Here is a 15,313-nt window from a genome sequence, read left to right as displayed (position 1 = left end):
ACGGCCCCGATTTGGAGGAAATCATGACTGATTCGACTAAGCAGGGCTATCGCGAATCTGCTTCCGGCGTTTTCGCGCTCGGCTCAAGGTTACGCCGCGGTGAAGTTTCAGGTGACGCGCGCCAAATTTTCCTGGAAGGAGGCCGTGACGCGGACTCGTTTTACCGCCAACGTTGGGCCTATGACAAGGTTGTGCGTTCAACACACGGCGTGAACTGCACGGGCTCGTGTTCGTGGAAGATCTATGTGAAGGACGGCGTGATCACTTGGGAGTCACAGGCAGTAGACTACCCGTCTACCGGCCCGGACATGCCCGAGTATGAGCCGCGCGGCTGCCCTCGCGGCGCGGCGTTCTCTTGGTATGAGTATTCGCCAACGCGTATTCGTTACCCGCATATTCGCGGCGTTCTGCTGGACATGTATCGCGAGCAACGTGCTTCGGGTAAGGATCCAGTTGAGGCGTGGGGAGCGATTGTTGAGGACGACGAGAAAGCGAAGGCTTACAAGTCGCAGCGCGGCAAAGGCGGCATGGTTCGCGTGGGATGGGACGAGGTAAACGAGATCCTCGCGGCAGCGCACGTGTACACGATTAAGGAGTACGGTCCGGATCGCATGGCGGGGTTCTCCGTTATTCCCGCAATGTCAATGATTTCGTATGCTGCAGGTTCGCGTTTTTACGAGTTGCTCGGCGGTGTGATGTTGTCGTTCTACGACTGGTATGCAGATCTTCCAGCCGCTTCGCCGCAGGTGTTTGGAGACCAGACGGACGTGCCCGAGGCCGGAGATTGGTTCAACGCGAAGTACCTGATCATGTGGGGCTCAAACATTCCCCTTACTCGCACGCCCGACGCGCACTTCATGACGGAGGCGCGGTACCACGGTCAGAAAGTGGTGGCTATTTCTCCTGACTACGCTGACAATACGAAGTTCGGCGACGAGTGGCTACGCGTAAATCCGGGCACGGATGGTGCTCTCGCGCAGGCGATGGGACACGTGATTCTTTCAGAGTTTCACGTTAAGCGGCAAGAGCCGTTCTTCTTGAATTACATGAAGCGCTACACGGATTCGCCGTTTTTGGTGAAACTGCAACAAACTAAGCAGGGGCTGGTACCAGGGAAGTTCCTAACGGCTTCTGATTTGCCAAACGATATCGCTGGTGATTTGAGCAGTAGGCCGCACCCGGAGCATCGCGCTTTGGTGCTTGACGAGGACGGCACGATTAAGGATCCGGGTGGCACAGTTGCAGATCGTTGGGGTGGTGAGGACGGAAAGTGGAACCTCGCGCTCGACGGTGTGAAACCGGCAATGTCTGCGTTGAACAGAAGCGACGCTGAGGGTGTGGAGATTGTTCTTCCCCGTTTCGACATTCCCGCAGCGCAATCTGAAACTATGGCAATCGGAGCGGGGTTGGTTCGCCGCGGGGTGCCTGCGTTCAAGGTGGGCGAGGACCTTGTAACCACGGTTTATGACCTGCTCCTGGCAGAATATGCGGTGAAGAGGGAGGGCCTGCCTGGGCAGTGGCCAGCAGATTACGAGGATGCCTCAACTCCCGGAACTCCCGCATGGCAGGAAGAACACACGGGTGTTCCCATGAACGCCGTCATCCGCGTTGCCCGAGAGTTCGCGCAAAACGCGATCGACTCCCAGGGGCGATCCATGATCGTGATGGGCGCGGGCACAAACCATTTCTTCCACTCTGACACGATTTACCGCACTTTCCTCGCCCTCACATCCATGTGTGGAACTCAGGGCGTTAATGGCGGGGGCTGGGCGCATTACGTGGGCCAAGAAAAGGTTCGCCCAATTGCAGGCTGGCAGCAGTATGCGATGGGCCTTGACTGGTCGCGTCCTCCTCGCCAAATGATCTCAACCGGATTCTGGTACCTGTTAACGGATCAGTGGCGTTACGACGGCTCTCTTGCGGGTCAAGTTGGCTCGCCGCTCGCGGACTGGAAGGGGCTCACGAACGCGGACACGCTCGTGGAAGCATCACAGCGTGGTTGGATGCCGTCTTACCCGCAGTTTGACAGGTCTTCCATTGAGATTGGTAGAAGCGCGAACGAGGCCGGAATGGCTCCGGGCGAATATGTGGTGCAAGAACTCAAGGCCGGCCGGTTGAACTTTGCGTGTACGGATCCGGATAATCCGCGCAACTTCACGCGGATTCTTGCAAATTGGAGAACGAATCTGCTTGGTTCGTCCGCGAAGGGTGCGGAGTATTTTGCGCGTCACATGATCGGTGCGGATAACGCAGTATCAGCACAGGAGCTTGCCGAGGGTAAGCGTCCGAAGCTGATGAAATGGCGTGATAATCCGGGAATCGGCAAGCTTGACCTCATGTTCACCGCGGATTTCCGCAATACCTCTACAACACTGTTTTCGGATATTGTTTTGCCGGCGGCAACGTGGTACGAGAAGTACGACGTTTCGTCTACGGATATGCATCCGTTCTTGCACTCGTTCAATAAGGCGGTAGAGCCGCCGTGGGAGGCTCGTTCGGACTTTGATCTGTTCAGGGATCTTGCCTATCTCGTATCAGAGATGGCTAAGACGCACCTCAAGACACAAAACGATGTGGTGATGGCTCCAATCGCGCATGATTCGCCTGACGAGCTTGCGCTACCGCATGGCATCGTTGAGCCGTTGGAGGAACGCGAGCTAATTCCGGGCAAGACACTGCCGAAGTTCGTGCCGGTGGAGCGTGATTACACGCAGATCTATGAGAAGTTCACCACGCTTGGCCCGAACGTTGAAAAACTTGGCTTGCCGATAAAGGGCATAACGTTGAAGCCCGATGAGGAAGTAGATGTTCTGCGACGTATGAACGGAACCGCAACGAGCGGGGTTGGCGCGGGGCGTCCTCTCTTGGATACGCCGATCAAGGCCGCAGATGCTGTCATGCAGATGTCGGGAACCACTAACGGGCGTATGGCTGTGCAGGGATTCCGCCAGTATGAGAAGCAGACAGGCCAGGAGCTGGTGCAGCTCGCTTTGGGTGATGAGGAAAAGCGCCTCACGTTCCGTGAGATCACAATCCAGCCGCGCTCTGTGGTTACGTCACCTGAATGGTCAGGTTCGGAGCATGGGGGCAGGCGATATTCGGCGTTCGTTATCAACCTTGAGCATCGTAAACCGTTCCACACCTTCACGGGACGCATGCACTACTACCTTGACCACGACTGGATTATTGACATCGGTGAATCTTTGCCTGTTTACCGTCCGCCGCTTGACCTCGCACGGATTTATGGAGACGCGGTTGTGGGAGAGCTGTCCAAGGACGAGGGCGTCGCCCAGGTTGCTGTGCGTTACTTGACGCCACACAACAAGTGGGCGATCCATTCGCAGTACTACGACAATCTACACATGCTGACGCTTGGACGAGGCGGGCAGACTATCTGGATGTCGCCGGCTGATGCGCACAAGATTGGTGTGAAGGACAACGACTGGATTGAGGCGTACAACCGCAATGGTGCCGTGGCGGCTCGTGCAGTGGTGTCGCACAGGATGCCTGAGGGAACGGTGTATATGCATCATGCTCAAGAGCGTGTTGCGGGAACACCGGTTTCGCAGAAGTCAGGACTCCGCGGTGGTATTCACAACTCGCTTACGCGGATCCTGCTGAAGCCGACTCATATGGCGGGTGGTCACGCGCAGATGACGTACGGGTTTAACTACATTGGCCCAACCGGTAACCAGCGCGATGAAGTAACTCTTATTCGTCGCCGCACTACGGAGGTGGACTTCTAATGAAGGTAATGGCTCAGATCGCAATGGTGATGAACCTCGATAAGTGCATCGGGTGTCACACGTGTTCGGTTACTTGCAAGCAGGCGTGGACCAACCGTGAGGGTATGGAGTACGTCTGGTTCAACAATGTAGAAACGAAACCTGGTGTTGGCTACCCGAAGCAGTGGGAAGACCAGCAGCGTTACAAGGGTGGTTGGGAACGAACGAAGTCGGGTAAGTTAAAGCCAAAGGGCGGAGGCCGGTTGCATAAGCTCGCAACAATTTTCGCTAACCCACACATGCCTGCGCTAGCGGACTACTACGAGCCGTGGACATACGAGTACGAGAAACTTCTTGGCGCTCCAAAGGATTCGAAGCATTTGCCAACGGCTCGGCCGGTCAAGCAGGTTACCGGCGAGAAAATGGACAACCCCAATTGGGGTCCAAACTGGGATGACGACCTTGGCGGCTCGCTAGAAACAATGCATCAGGATCCGATTTTGGAGCAGATGACAACGCAGGTGAAGACGCAGATCGAGGAATCGTTCATGTTCTACCTGCCGCGCATTTGTGAGCACTGCTTGAATCCTACGTGTGTTTCGTCTTGCCCCTCGGGTGCGATGTATAAGCGTAGCGAAGATGGCATTGTATTGGTGGATCAGGATCAGTGCCGCGGCTGGCGTCAGTGCATTTCGGCATGCCCGTACAAGAAGGTTTACTTTAACCACCACACGGGTAAGGCCGAGAAATGCACGCTGTGCTATCCGCGTCTTGAGGCGGGTGAGCCAACGGTTTGTTCAGAAACCTGCGTGGGGCGTCTTCGCTACCTGGGCGTTCTCCTTTATGACGCGGATAGGGTAGGTGAGGCAGCCTCGGTTGAGAATCCGAAGGACCTGTATGAGGCGCAGCGTGGTCTTTTGTTAGATCCGTTCGACCCGGAGGTGTTGGCACAGGCGGAAGCAAATGGTGTTCCGCACTCGTGGATTCGCGCCGCGCAAGAGTCCCCGGTTTGGAAACTAATTAGCGAGTACGAAGTTGCACTACCACTGCACCCGGAATACCGCACGATGCCAATGGTTTGGTACATCCCGCCTCTTTCTCCCGTGGTGGACGCGGTTACTGCGGCCGGTGAAGATGGTGAAGACGCTAAGATCTTGATGACTTCGATCGCTACTATGCGTATCCCGCTGGAATATCTAGCTGGCCTGTTCACGGCGGGCGACACGGCTCCGGTGGAGAAATCGCTTCGCCGCCTCGCTGCGATGCGCACTTACATGCGCGGCCTCCATCTCAATGATGAGCCCGACGAGACGGGGGCGAAGGCTGTTGGAATGACGGGGGCAAAGATGGAGGAAATGTACCGGCTATTGGCGATTGCGAAGTATGGTGACCGTTACGTGATTCCAACTACCTCCGCAGAAACGCCGCGCGGCTTGGCCGAGTTGGGCTGTTCGCTTGACTCTTTGGGCGGGCCGGGCATGGGGGGCGCCGGATGGGCGCAGCCCGGTGGCGGCACGAAGACGTTTGTTCCGTTGGGGGTGCGTCGATGAGTGAACAGCGCGCCGAGGAGGCGTTGAACTCTGTGGAGGCCGGCAATAAGCGCACGGCGCACATGATTGCGTCAGTGTTGTTGGATTATCCTCCGGAGGATTTTCACGAGCAACTGGGTGTTATCCGCCTCGAACTTGGAAACGTTGACGAGCGTGTGGCTGATCGGTTTCAGGAGTTTCTTGATTGGGCGCAGTCCACTGAACTGCGTGAGATTGAGGACCTTTATGTGCGCACGTTTGACCAAAAACGTAAGTGCAACCTGTACCTGTCGTACTATCTAGCGGGCGACACGCGCATGAGGGGCTCAGCTATTTTAGCTTTCAAGCAGGCGTTTGAGGCGATGGGTTGGAAGGTGACTGGGGGAGAGCTCCCAGATTATTTGCCGGCCGTCCTCGAGCTCAGTGCTCGTACGGGTGATGAGCTTGCGGAGCATTTGCTTGCTATCCATCGTGAAGGCCTCGAAGTGCTCCGCTCCGCTCTTGGATCGCTAAATAGCCCTTGGCAAGCGGTGGTTGATGGCCTGGTTATGACTCTACTGCCCTTAGATAAGAAAGCACAGGAGGCCTTTCGTAAACTTGTGCTGCAAGGCCCGCCTTCGGAACTGGTTGGCGTGCAGTCACTTCCATTCCCGATTTTGAGTGAAGGGGCACGCAGATGAGTGCGTTCGAAACTTTCTTTTGGATGGGTTTCCCGTATTTAGCGCTGGTCATGCTGATTGTGGGCCTAGTGTGGCGTTATCGGTATGACAAATTTGGATGGACGTCGCGTTCGTCGCAGTTACAAGAGTCTGCCTTGCTTAGGTGGGCGTCACCGATGTTCCACTTCGGCATACTGTTTGTAGGTCTGGGACACGTGATGGGACTGTTGATTCCGAAGTCGTGGACGGAAGCGCTAGGGGTTTCCAACCATGCTTACCACTTTGTGGCGACGATTGGTGGAGCGGCCGCGGGTGTTATGACGATTGTGGGTCTGATTGGTCTGCTGTATCGGCGTCTTGTTACAAAGTCGGTGCGGTTCGCGACTACGAAGAACGACATTTTCATGTACGTGCTGTTGTGCTTGCCGATTGGGCTAGGGTTTTGGGCGACGTTGCAAAACCAGATCCTGGGCGTGCCAGGTGGTTATGACTATCGGGAGACGATTAGTCCGTGGTTGCGTTCGATTTTGTCTTTCCAACCGCAGCCGGAATTGATCGCTATGGTTCCAACCTCGTTTAAGCTCCACATTATCGCGGGATTTTTGCTGTTCGCGATTTGGCCGTTTACGAGGCTGGTGCATGTTGTTTCGGCGCCGGTGATGTATCCGACGCGTCCCTACGTGGTGTACCGTTCACGGGAAGAATCCATTCAGTCAACGGATGTGCCTCGCGGCTGGGAGCCAGTGCAAACTCGTCCGCAGAATCGAGATTCTCGCTCTCAAGGAGCATAAGAACTACCGATTTAATCGAGGGGATGGCGGCGAGCTGGGATTAGAAGTTTTTCTCTGATAGTTCTTTCACGCCTTCTTTTCCGGCTCGGCCTGACCCGGCAGCCGCTTCAGGTGCGTGTTCTCCTCTCGCAGACGCTGGAGTTTTTTGGCTTCGTTTTTGGTCATCGCCCCATACGTTGACTGTCACCGGTTCAAAGTGGCTTCGCTGATCCCGAGTTCGGTGAGGGTCTGAGCCGTCGTTGATCCAGATTCTTTCATCTCTCGGGCTTATCAAGCTTGCGAACGATCTGTTCGAAAATATGCTTGCTGAACTTTTCCACCATTAATACATCCTTCCCACCAACAGGCAGGCCATCAATGGACAACACTCAAGTCACCTGAACCTAAAAACCCAAGACACCCCAATCTGCTTTTTTGTTTAGCTATATTCCTGTAGCTGTAACCACCTACCTGAGCTAAACGGGCTAGTTTTCTGGATGAAGTAGTGGTACTTCCAAGGGGAATAGATTCAACTAGTACGCTGGACAGGAAGGCCTAATGCTTGACCTTAAGTACAGGCCCGGTTCTTTTGCAACGCTTGCCGGCAGAGCGCTGCTGAAACCAGCTCATATTCTTAGAAAGTTACTGATTGTAACCTTGGCCTGCGCTTTTGGTTTCACGCTATCGAACCCGTCTTTGGCTCAAGCCGAGGATCTACAGATTAGCTCCCAGGCTGACGAACGAAGCGTCAATCCGACGCCAGAAAGCACTCCAGAAGTTGGAACTGATACCCAGGCGGGCGATGGACTAGATCTTGGGCCGGAGATTATCGATCAACCCGTGCGGCAATCAACTTTACCGGCACCGACCATTGGCAAGGTTTTTTATGACGCCACAACTATTTCCGGCGCTAATGTACAACGAGAAAGAGTTGGTGGAAGCATCGTAAGGTCGACTGTATATGTGACCTTAAAAGATAAGAATGGTAACGAAAAAGCCACTGTTTCCGTTACCCCTAGAAGTGGAACTGCTTGGACGGTAGATCTACCTGGCGGCGTTACTGTTGCAGAAGGCGATACCGTCACTGCCTATCAAACAACGTTTTTGAGGATGAAGATCCGGAGTGCCTGCACTTGTTACTCAGCCGCAGACTTATTTAGCTGGTCGTGCTAAAGAATCGTGCCGAGACTAGGGATCTACGAAGAGTCTTACTGCTACCGAAGTTTTCTACCGTAAAATGGTTTTCACTTCAGATGAGCATGAGAGGAGGGCATAGTGTCTGGTATCGCAGTGGCTGCGCCGGTTCTGACGTGGGCTCAACGTCGTAGTGGCCGAGCTGATGACGAGATCAGAAAGAAATTTTCTGATTGGGATAAGTGGCTTAGCTTTGAAAAGAAACCAAGTTTTGCGCAGGTAGAGAAAGTTGCTGACTTCACTCGCGTACCGCTTGGTTATTTCTTTTTGCCTGTGCCCTCGACCGAGAAATTGCCAATTCCTGATTTCCGAGTTGGGCGCTCTGCTCCAATTGAGGCTAGCGAGGATCTTTTCGAGACGATATACCTTAATCAGCGAAGGCAAGCTTGGTATGAGGATTATCTGGCTGATTTCGGTGAGCCTGAGCGCCTCACATTTGTTGGAAGTACGGCAGACTTTAGCGTAGAAAAAGCTGCCTCCACGATTTCCAATGCGCTCGAATATGGTGTAGAAAAGCGTGCGCAATTTAGAAGTATAGATGATGCTCGCCTTTAACTCATTGAGACGTTTGAAGATCTGGGTGGATTAGTTGTTCTGAACTCTATGGTCGCCAACAACACTCATCGGATGCTAGATATCGAGGAGTTCAGGGGTTTTACGCTCCAATCTGAATTTGCTCCCTTGGTTTTCGTCAATGCAAACGACACGAAGAATGGCCAGGTCTTTTCTCTACTACACGAGTTTGCTCACGTTTGGCGTGGAGAAACTGGCGTTAGCCAAGGGGGAGCACCACTTCAAGACAGAGATATTGAGCTTGAGAAGTGGTGTGATGGTGTGGCGGCTGAAATTGCCGTTCCATCTACAGACCTTAAACGAGAGTTTTCTTCTGAACACGAGTTAATAGACGAGTTGGAGAGACTCGCAAAACGATATTTCTGTTCTACCTTGGTGGTTCTATTGCGGCTTCGTGACGTTGGTCTCGTTGATAAAAAAGTTTTTTCTGAGCTGTACAAGCAGGAACAAGCTCGGATCTTGGAGATTCTTGAAAACAAGCCAGCTAAAGGTGCCGGAGGAGATTTTTACAACAACCAGCCTTACAGGATAGGCAGAACGTTAAGCCGGGCAATCGTGAGCGACACGAAGAGTGGAAATACCTCCATGACAGAAGCTCTTCGCCTGCTTTCTTTCAGCAGAATCCAGATGTTTGATAAATACGCTGATCACATAAGGGGTGTCTGATGTATCTCCTAGACGCTAACGTATTTATCGATGCTGCTCGCCGTTATTATCACCCAGATATCGCCCCAACTTTTTGGACGTGGCTGATAGGTGAACACAAGAAAGGGAACCTGGCGTCGATCGCGTCTGTTAAAAAAGAGCTAGACGACGGTGAAAGCTAAGGAGAAAAAGGCTATCTTCAGCAATGGGCTGCAAAGTTGCCCGTCTCGTTCTGGATGAAACCTGACGAGAACACGGCTCCTTCCTTGTCGAAGCTATCATCGTGGGTGATGCACAAGGATCGGCTTTATACAGATGCAGCAAGGAGAGAATTCATGGGCATCGCGGACTATCTGTTAGTAGCTCAAGCGCATAGCAGAAAGTGTCTTGTAGTTACTTCAGAGCAACCGGCGCCCAACTCGAAGAGGAAGATTAAGATTCCGGATGCCTGTGATGCCATGACCGTGAGTTACTTCGGCCCGTTCGATCTCTATCGGAAACTGGGGCTTCGGTTCCATTAGGAAGTAAGACCTAACGAGATGCTGAGCACTTAGATGGGAATATAAGTTTGTCTCACGACTAGTAGGTTCTGAACCTGCTAGTCGTGAGAAAACCGCGTGAATAGATTTAGGGGCGGGCGCGAGAGACTGTGCCCCCCCCGAACTGCCATCCGCTCTACTTGAGCATGTAGAGCACCATTTTTGCCCTGGTCAGGGCTTTTACCGCGTGGGGGAGTCTCGTCGTGAAGTGAACCAGGCCTCCTGGCTTCAATATGACGGTCTTGCCGTCGCCGGTGATTTCTAGTTCGCCTTCTAGGGCTTGCACTATTACGGGCATGGCCGCGGTGTGTTCCGAGAGCTCCTCGTCCTTGTCGAAAGAGAACAGCACGACGTTAACGCCTTCTGCCTGCATAAGCGTCTTTGAGACGGTGGAATTTTCTGCGTATTCGATGCGGTCGGCGAGGTTGTCTATGAAGCCGAGCATGGCCGTCGGGAGGGGTTTGGGGTCACTCATTTCTGGTGTTCTTTCTTCAGTCTTCTTGCGTCTTGGGTTTGCGGGCAACGACCGCGATTCCGGTGAGCTGATCTTTGTATCCTTTGAACGTGGCGCGCATGGTCAAAATACGCTGGCGTAGATCCTTGTCGCGGAGAACATTCTTGATAATGCGCGCTACCCCGAGCAGCCCTTCGTCGGCTAGATTGCGTCGCGGCGATAGCAACGCCATCGGCTCGAAACCAACCCATTCGATGGTAAAGCCAGCGTTTTCAAGCACCTTGCACCATTCGTTTTCTGTTAGCGGGCGGGCGTTGACGCGAATCGTCTGGGCCAACTGCTTACGCAAGTTGTCGGCAAGCTGGGCGTCAATATCGTTGGGGGTGAGCCCAAGCTCGTGGATCGCGTAGCAGCCGCCTGGAGCGAGCAGCCGAAACGCTTCGGCCACGATCTCGTCCTTGCCCTTTTCGCCCTGCATCGTCAGCATGGCTTCGCCAATCACTACGTCAGCCGAGGCGTCTGGCAGGCCGGTGTTCTGGGCTTGCGCGTTAATAACCTTTCCGCCATGCGGGGTGACGACGTCTTGCACGTTTGCGACGGCATCGGGATCTTGGTCGACTCCTACATATGAGGAAACGCCGCGGTCGACTATGAGTTTCGCTGTTCGCCCCAAACCTGGGGCGAATTCCACCACTTTGCGGCCGGAAATATCTGCTTTATCCAGCATGCGCGTGGTGAGCTTCAGGCCACCGGGACGCAAGACCCGTTTCCCGGCGCGCGCTAGCACCCAATGCCCGGCGGCGGTTTTTGTAGAGCGATCACTTTGCGGAATGGAAGGATTCTTTGACACAACAAAATACTATCTGAATTAGCTTAGGTGAACCTAGTTATTCAATTAAAAAACTCGCAACCGGCTAGTTGGGTCAACTTTTTGCCTACGCGGCATGGAGATATTCCGGGCTGCGTTTGCTTTGAGCGCGAATGATCGACGGCAGTAGCCCTTAGACAGTTTTGCAGTCAAAAAGTTTGCTAAAACTAGGTCGAACCAGGTGTTTGCGCCCACCAAACCGTCGTTTGCGTCCACTCAAGGGGTATCTTCAAGAGAACATCTAAACAATAAGCGATTGAATTTGTTTGTGTTGCTAGCGACTAGACCCGTCCGGGGGTCTTTCTATCACGTGTTGACGTGCTTGATGACACCATGCACCTGCTTGACGACACCGTTTACAACACCCGCGAGCTCGAAACCCAGCAGGCCAGGCTAGGGGAGCGGATCGAAGAAACTATCACGCTGATGAACCAGCTCATCACCACCGCAGCATCCACACCCAACGACTCCGACGACTACGACCGCCGCTACCACGAGCTCGAAAACCGACACTACCAACTCGAAGTCGACCATCAACGTATCAGCAAGCAGATTGACGACCTGCGACACCGCAGAGCACAAGCCATAGAAGTCTGCGACTTCCTCGCCACCCAGCCACCCCTCGAATACAGCGACCAAGCATGGAACACCCTCGTCGACCACGCCGAGGTCGACACGGACGGCACCCTCAGAATCGGGCTTAAGGATGCCAATTTCAGAGGATCGGTTGAGAAGCACTCGATGTTCGGTGAGAATGGAATGTAACTTGGCAGTTAACATGGCGATTATTCTAGGTCTCCTTGTCTTGACGGTGACGTCACGTGACTGTGGTTGTGAGCCATGCGTTATTTGTGGGAGGAACTAGGGTGCCTGAGCTCCTTGGACAACACGAATCGATCGCGCGAGACCTGCATGATCGGGTGAAGGCTCTTTCCGGCGGTTGCTATGACGGTCCTACTGTTTTGATGCTTCGGGGGGCATCCGGTGTTGGGAAGACAGCTATCATTCAGCGCCTTTACGAGTTACTTCGCTTGGATAAGGCGGAAAAATCCAAGGACGGATATGGGCAATACTGGCCCGAGCTGACTTCCGCAGATGGTGAAGCGGACCCACTACGAGGCCGCGCGGTTCTTTCCCCTGATTTGGATTCCTTCATTTGGAAGGAAGACACGCTCCCGACGTTTGGTTGGTGGTCATTCAATTGTCAAGACCTGCGGAACAACCAAAAACTCGATGTCGTGGCAACGGGTAAGAAACAGATGGCGACCCACCTGGCCCCCTTGTCGTTGGCGTGGTGGGATGCCTCTGGAGCTCTCGCTCGTGCTGGGAAAGTGCTCTCTGAAGTAGTTCCTCGGGTCCGCAAGGACTTGCAGGCTGATGCAGCCGATACATTGCTTGAGTATTCTCTTGAAGCGTTGAGTATTGGTATTCCGCTTCCAGCTACTCTCACATCATGGCTAGGCGATGTATTTCGTTGGTTTGGCAAGAGACGAAAGAACTCGAAGAGTCTTCACCGAGACGTATATATGGGGGAACAGCACCTCAAGTCGAAGAAGGACGCTGGCGCGGAACTAGCTGAAGCCATTCGATCCTTGACTGCAAAAGGCCTCCCCGGAATTGTCGTCATCGAGGATATGCACCTGATGGGGCCGGAACTTCGTTCGCTTCTGACAGTGCTCAGCGAGCCTGACCTGAAGCGGCCCGTGATGGTGATTGGTACTGCCTGGCCTGAGGGAATGGTCGAGGACGACTTCGAACAATGGCATTCAGACATGCAAGAAAACTCGGACGTTCAAGCGCAACTTATTGATGTGGATGTCCCTTCTCTCAAGGAGGATTCGCTCGTCGAACTCCTATTGCGCTTTGCCCCAGAAACGTCTGCCGACGTTGCGAAACAGGTGGTGGAGAAACTTAATACGCCATTGTTTCTCCTTCTTTGGATTACCGATCCCAACGTTGCGATCGAGATTCGACTATCAGGTCACAAGATTCTTCTTTCCGATGACTTCAAGCTACCAGACAGTGTCGAACGAGTAGTCGAGAGCCGCTGGAAGGCTCTGCCTGAAGGTGTGAGAAACGCGCTGACGGCAGCGGTCGCAGGAAACCCCTTAGATCCAGCTCAGGACATACTTAATCGATTCGTGCCGACAGTCATCGCCGAGGTCATCAACGAGATTTACCAAGAGTCACCGGAAAGCGCTCACGATGCGATTAATAAAGCTCGAAATCCCATCGGATGGTGCAAGGGATCAACAGAGGTAGCCAACTTCGCCGATCCCTTGTTGACCCGACACGTGAGGAAAACCGTTCAAGACCGGTCCACCTTAAAGGAGCATGCACAAAGATTCGCGCAACAAGCTTGCACACATTGGCTTGATGATCAACGTGAGCATCTCGATCTCCCCAGCAGCTCTCAAGTAGACGCAGTGGTGGACTGGTATCTCACCTTCGGCGGGGAGGGGCTACCTCTCACAACAGCGGCGGCGCACATCCACGTTGCGAGACGCAACATAGCGGCATTTGATTTTTCAAAGGCGATCGAGCATTTCAACTTTGCTCTTGGCGCTCTTGGCGGGGACGCTGACGTACGCGATCAGATTTTCGTGTTCAGGCAAATTGCGGATTGTTATTACGCAATGTCTGAGTTTACTGATGCCGAAGCGATCCTTTCGAAGCTTCTACCGTTACAGATTAAATTGGATGGGCAAAGCCATCCTGACACATTGGTGGTCAAGCTCCTCCACGCGAGACTCCTGATGAGGAGTGGAGACCCGCTAGAAGCCAAGCCAGTCCTGATGCACATCACAGCGATGCTCCGAGAAAGGTACTCGGACGAACCAGTTTCAGCGGATGTTGTGGAAGCTGTATACATCCCATTGGTAACGCTAAAGGGAGATGTAGCCTTCGAGAATTGGGCATACGAGGAGGCCATCGAATTTTACGAGGAAGGTATCGGTGCGGCGACAGAGATTTTCGGGGAGGATTCTCCTAAGACTCTCATGCTTCAGATGAAGCGACTTCGCGCGGTGAATGCACGAAATTCCTCTTGCGATGAAGCCTTTGACCAAGGGAAAGCACTTCTAGCAAGAATCCGAGAAGCAGTCGGCGAGGATTCGCCTGCTGCGCTCGAGGTGGAGGCGAATGTGATCTTTTTTGGATATCATGCCAATCAGATTACGGATGTTGAGCAGGCGTTCCGTGACTTGGATGGGAGAATCCCAGAGTCGAGAATTCATGCAACTCTCCGGGCCGATATGTATATCTGGGCGGGAGACATTGCTCTCAACGAGAAGAGGTTCGCCGATGCTCAGCAATGGCTATCTGCCTGCCTTTCCATCGTCCATCGGCACCACGGAGCCTATGATCCACTGGGCCTGCGTGCCGCGTACCAGCTTGGATACGCGTTGCTTCAACTCGAGCAATTCGATGAGGCGCGGTCTGTTGTTGAAACGTTGACAGAGAACGCGCGCATAGCGGTCGGTGCTACAGGAAGCAGCACAGTGCGAGCGGAAGTCCTTCTCTCCTGGATCTACCAAATTCAAGGGCGAGGTGCTAAAGCTATTGAGCGACTTACGAGGGTACGCGCAGCGTTGACTATTGATTCAAGTAACGGGTATACACTTATCGATTTGGTCGATGCACGATTGCGTGAACTAAACAATGAAATGGAATATATTGAGTTCTACCCTCTGGTGCAAAAGAAGAACGGTCGTTTCGGACGCCTGAGCGGAACTGGAGTAGACAGTGACCCACTTTGGTTCATTGAAGGCGGGAGAGAGTTCCCCGAAATCGCCAATCAGGTAGCTGTGATTCGCGATACCGAAAGGATCTTTGACCAAATACCGGAACACTGGGCCTTGTATCTAGGTATCCTCAGCCGTGCCTACATGAATTTGGGGTCATGCTACTGGAGGCTTGGCAACATTGACGAGGCAGACAAAGCGTTCGGAACTGCCGATAAATTCGTGAAGTTGTTCTTCTCGAAGGCAAGGCAGACCGGCGACATACCACCTGACAAAGCAGTGGTAGAAATGGCTTCGAGAATGCTGGCGATCTCTATCAATATGATGGGCATGCTTATTTCCCTCAAGCTCACCTCTGATATCCGTGATGTCTTTGAAACAAACAAAGAGCGAGCAGTTGGCCTCATGGGGCAACTTAGTAATGAAACCCCTGAGAACTTAGGGAATGTCAACGTAGGGTTCCTCGAGCAGATTCTGTCGGGACTCATCTCTAGTTGACATCTGTTGCTAGTCGGCACCGTTTAGAGCTGACAGCCCCGCGTGCCTGGGAAAGGTCGATTGTGCACCCACCCTCGCGCCAACTGCACCCACCTTGTTGCTCCATGCACCCACCC

Annotated in this window: 11 protein-coding genes and 1 pseudogene; 10 read left to right on the top strand and 2 right to left on the bottom strand. The window is 53.5% G+C overall.

Translation table 11 applies throughout. From position 1 onward, the window contains the following. The first annotated feature begins 23 nt into the window (after positions 1 to 23). From HMPREF1255_RS03085 to HMPREF1255_RS10155, 8 genes and pseudogenes are all read left to right on the top strand, one after another. Complete coding sequence (locus HMPREF1255_RS03085) at positions 24 to 3,746, top strand: nitrate reductase subunit alpha (protein ID WP_016455881.1); 3,723 nt, start codon at positions 24 to 26, stop codon at positions 3,744 to 3,746. Beyond that, positions 3,746 to 5,275 (top strand): nitrate reductase subunit beta, encoded by a 1,530-nt coding sequence (gene narH / locus HMPREF1255_RS03080; protein WP_024110668.1) that lies wholly within the window; start codon positions 3,746 to 3,748, stop codon positions 5,273 to 5,275. The genes HMPREF1255_RS03085 and narH overlap by 1 nt, the downstream gene beginning before the upstream one ends. Next, positions 5,272 to 5,934, top strand: coding sequence for a nitrate reductase molybdenum cofactor assembly chaperone (narJ, locus tag HMPREF1255_RS03075; RefSeq protein ID WP_024110730.1), 663 nt, complete (start codon positions 5,272 to 5,274; stop codon positions 5,932 to 5,934). Before narH ends, narJ begins: the two co-directional genes overlap by 4 nt. Then, a complete protein-coding gene (narI, locus tag HMPREF1255_RS03070) occupies positions 5,931 to 6,704 on the top strand; it encodes a respiratory nitrate reductase subunit gamma (RefSeq protein ID WP_024110764.1) in 774 nt (257 codons plus the stop codon). Before narJ ends, narI begins: the two co-directional genes overlap by 4 nt. Before the next feature lie 537 nt (positions 6,705 to 7,241). Continuing rightward, complete coding sequence (locus HMPREF1255_RS09795; RefSeq protein ID WP_024110829.1) at positions 7,242 to 7,856, top strand: hypothetical protein; 615 nt, start codon at positions 7,242 to 7,244, stop codon at positions 7,854 to 7,856. Between the two features lie 102 nt (positions 7,857 to 7,958). Continuing rightward, positions 7,959 to 8,432, top strand: coding sequence for a hypothetical protein (locus HMPREF1255_RS09920; RefSeq protein ID WP_024110882.1), 474 nt, complete (start codon positions 7,959 to 7,961; stop codon positions 8,430 to 8,432). 72 nt (positions 8,433 to 8,504) lie between these two features. Continuing rightward, entirely contained in the window at positions 8,505 to 9,116 is a 612-nt protein-coding gene (locus HMPREF1255_RS09915; RefSeq protein ID WP_197016966.1) for an ImmA/IrrE family metallo-endopeptidase, read from the top strand. Then, positions 9,116 to 9,616: pseudogene (locus tag HMPREF1255_RS10155) on the top strand (DUF4411 family protein). Before HMPREF1255_RS09915 ends, HMPREF1255_RS10155 begins: the two are co-directional and overlap by 1 nt. 154 nt (positions 9,617 to 9,770) lie before the next feature. Here the strand turns inward: HMPREF1255_RS10155 and HMPREF1255_RS03050 are convergent. Continuing rightward, complete coding sequence (locus HMPREF1255_RS03050; protein ID WP_024110836.1) at positions 9,771 to 10,109, bottom strand: cupin domain-containing protein; 339 nt, start codon at positions 10,107 to 10,109, stop codon at positions 9,771 to 9,773. A 16-nt stretch (positions 10,110 to 10,125) separates the two neighbouring features. Beyond that, a complete protein-coding gene (locus HMPREF1255_RS03045) occupies positions 10,126 to 10,938 on the bottom strand; it encodes a class I SAM-dependent methyltransferase (protein ID WP_024110683.1) in 813 nt (270 codons plus the stop codon). Positions 10,939 to 11,274: 336 nt separating this feature from the next. Here HMPREF1255_RS03045 and HMPREF1255_RS03035 point away from each other — a divergent pair, with 336 nt between their 5' ends. Both HMPREF1255_RS03035 and HMPREF1255_RS03030 read left to right on the top strand, forming a co-directional pair. Further along, positions 11,275 to 11,721: a hypothetical protein gene (locus HMPREF1255_RS03035; RefSeq protein ID WP_024110937.1), complete on the top strand. Its 447-nt coding sequence runs from the start codon at positions 11,275 to 11,277 to the stop codon at positions 11,719 to 11,721. A gap of 101 nt (positions 11,722 to 11,822) precedes the next feature. After that, on the top strand, positions 11,823 to 15,197 hold the full coding sequence (locus tag HMPREF1255_RS03030; RefSeq protein ID WP_036916812.1) for a tetratricopeptide repeat protein: 3,375 nt from the start codon (positions 11,823 to 11,825) through the stop codon (positions 15,195 to 15,197). The last annotated feature ends 116 nt before the right edge of the window (positions 15,198 to 15,313 follow it).

The organism is Propionimicrobium sp. BV2F7 (assembly GCF_000510445.1).
GTDB classification, from domain to species: domain Bacteria; phylum Actinomycetota; class Actinomycetes; order Propionibacteriales; family Propionibacteriaceae; genus Propionimicrobium; species Propionimicrobium lymphophilum.
Note: the sequence above shows the minus strand (reverse complement) of the source record. Positions and strands in the feature narration are given on the sequence as shown.

Coding starts and splice junctions, on each gene's coding strand:
- narH (WP_024110668.1), top strand. CDS start 3,746: ATGAAGGTAATGGCTCAGATCGCAATGGTGATGAACCTCGATAAGTGC.
- HMPREF1255_RS09915 (WP_197016966.1), top strand. CDS start 8,505: ATGCTAGATATCGAGGAGTTCAGGGGTTTTACGCTCCAATCTGAATTT.
- HMPREF1255_RS03085 (WP_016455881.1), top strand. CDS start 24: ATGACTGATTCGACTAAGCAGGGCTATCGCGAATCTGCTTCCGGCGTT.
- HMPREF1255_RS09795 (WP_024110829.1), top strand. CDS start 7,242: ATGCTTGACCTTAAGTACAGGCCCGGTTCTTTTGCAACGCTTGCCGGC.
- narI (WP_024110764.1), top strand. CDS start 5,931: ATGAGTGCGTTCGAAACTTTCTTTTGGATGGGTTTCCCGTATTTAGCG.
- HMPREF1255_RS03050 (WP_024110836.1), bottom strand. CDS start 10,109: ATGAGTGACCCCAAACCCCTCCCGACGGCCATGCTCGGCTTCATAGAC.
- narJ (WP_024110730.1), top strand. CDS start 5,272: ATGAGTGAACAGCGCGCCGAGGAGGCGTTGAACTCTGTGGAGGCCGGC.